2 protein-coding genes are annotated in these 2,256 nt (G+C 66.2%); both read left to right on the forward strand.

Features of this window, described 5'->3' with window-relative positions; genetic code table 11:
- The coding region (locus ACP5E6_RS13385; RefSeq protein ID WP_427954778.1) for a molybdopterin oxidoreductase family protein at window positions 1-1,574 on the forward strand (1,574 nt) is incomplete at its 5' end.
- A partial coding sequence (fdhD, locus tag ACP5E6_RS13390; protein ID WP_427954780.1) for a formate dehydrogenase accessory sulfurtransferase FdhD occupies window positions 1,571-2,256 on the forward strand: 686 nt, incomplete at its 3' end. The genes ACP5E6_RS13385 and fdhD, both read left to right, overlap by 4 nt.

Consider the following 2,256-nt stretch of genomic DNA (forward strand, 5'->3'; position numbering starts at 1 on the left):
GCCTCCGCGACGGCGCCAAACTCATCGTGATCGACCCGCGCCAAATCGATCTGGTACGCACCCCGCATGTCGAGGCCGCAATCCATCTGCAAATCCGCCCCGGCACCAACGTCGCCATCCTCACCGCGCTCGCCCACGTCATCGTCACCGAAACCCTGGTCGATGCCGATTACGTCCGCGAGCGCTGCGAGACCGATGCCTTCGCCCATTGGGCCGAATTCGTCGCCCAGGAGTCCAACAGCCCCGAAGCGACCGCCGCCATCACCGGCGCCGATCCGCAGGCCGTCCGCGAAGCCGCCCGCCTCTACGCCACCGGCGGCAACGCCGCGATCTACTACGGTCTCGGCATCACCGAACACAGCCAGGGCACCACCGCCGTCATGGCGCTCGCCAACCTCGCCATGGCAACCGGCAACATCGGCCATGTCGGCGCCGGCGTGAACCCGCTGCGCGGCCAGAACAACGTCCAGGGCAGTTGCGACATGGGCAGCTTCCCGCACGAGTTCACCGGCTACCGCCATGTCTCGATGCCGGATGTCCGCGCCCTGTTCGAACAGGCCTGGGGTGTCACCATCGAACCCGAACCCGGTCTGCGCATCCCCAACATGCTCGACGCCGCGATCGATGGAACATTCAAAGGCCTCTACATCCAGGGCGAAGACATCGCCCAATCCGACCCGGACATCCGCCACATCACCGCCGGCCTCTCGGCGATGGAATGCGTCGTCGTGCAGGACCTCTTCCTCAACGAAACCGCGCAATTCGCCCATGTCTTCCTGCCCGGCTCCACCTTCCTCGAAAAGAACGGCACCTTCACCAACGCCGAACGCCGCATCCAGCGGGTCCGCAAAGTCATGACCCCGAAAAACGGCTACGAGGATTGGCAGGTCACCCAGCGACTCGCCCAGGCGCTCGGCTATCCCATGAACTACAGCCACCCCTCCGAAATCATGGACGAAATCGCCCGCCTCACCCCCACCTTCGCCAACGTCTCGTTCGACCTGCTGGACCGCGTCGGCTCGGTGCAATGGCCCTGTAACGAAGCCGCACCCGAAGGCACGCCGACCATGCATATCGATCATTTCGTGCGCGGCCAGGGCCGGTTCTTCGTCACCGAATACGTCCCGACCGACGAAAAAATCGGCCCGCGCTTCCCGCTCCTGCTCACCACCGGGCGCATCCTCAGCCAGTACAACGTCGGCGCCCAGACCCGCCGGACCGACAACACCGCCTGGCACCAGGAAGACCTGCTCGAAATCCACCCGCACGACGCCGAACAGCGCGGCGTCACCGATGGCTCCTGGGTCAAACTCGCCAGCCGCGCCGGCGAGACCAGCCTGCGCGCCAAACTCACCGAACGCGTCGCCCCCGGCGTGGTCTACACCACCTTCCACCACCCGATGACCATGGCCAACGTCGTCACCACCGACTATTCCGACTGGGCGACCAACTGCCCCGAATACAAAGTGACTGCCGTGCAGATTTCCCCGTCGAATGGCCCGACCGAGGCACAGCGCGACTACGCCGAACTCGGCCGCCGCACCCGCCGGATCGAAGCGGTCGCCGCCGAATGAACGATCTGCCCGACCCTGCCGCACGGATCAACTCAATCGCGTTCCGCAACGGCGTTGTCACCGCGACCGCGCGCATCGTGCCTGAGGAAACGGCCGTGGCCCTGAGCTACGACCGCGTTGGCTACGCGGTGATGATGACCACGCCGTGCGATCTCGTCGATTTCGCCATCGGATTCAGCCTCTCCGAGGGAATCGTCGATCACGTCGCCGAAATCCTCGCGTGCGAAATCATATGCGTCGAAGGCGGCATCGAATGCCGGATGCAACTGGCGGACGATGTCTCGGCACGTCTCGCCCAGCGCCGGCGGCACCTCGCCGGCGCACTCGGATGCGGCCTCTGCGGCCTCGAAAGCCTCGCCGAGGCCAACCGCGCGATCCCCCAGGTCCGCTCGTCACTCACCCTCACCGCCGCCCAACTCATGCGGGGGATGCGCGACATGGCAATCGCCCAGAGCCTGAACCAGCGCACCCATGGCGTCCACGCCGCCGCCTTCCTCAACGCGTCCGCACGCGCCCTGCTGGTGCGCGAGGATGTCGGCCGCCACAACGCCCTTGATAAAATCGGCGGCGCGCTGGCCCGGCGCGGCGCGTCCGCCGCTACCGGCGCCATCCTGATGACCAGCCGGATCTCGATCGAACTGATCCAGAAAGCCGCCATGATGGGGGCGCCGATCATCGCCGC

Origin of the sequence: Acidiphilium sp., assembly GCF_049977125.1 — a bacterium.
Classification (GTDB): Bacteria; Pseudomonadota; Alphaproteobacteria; order Acetobacterales; family Acetobacteraceae; genus Acidiphilium.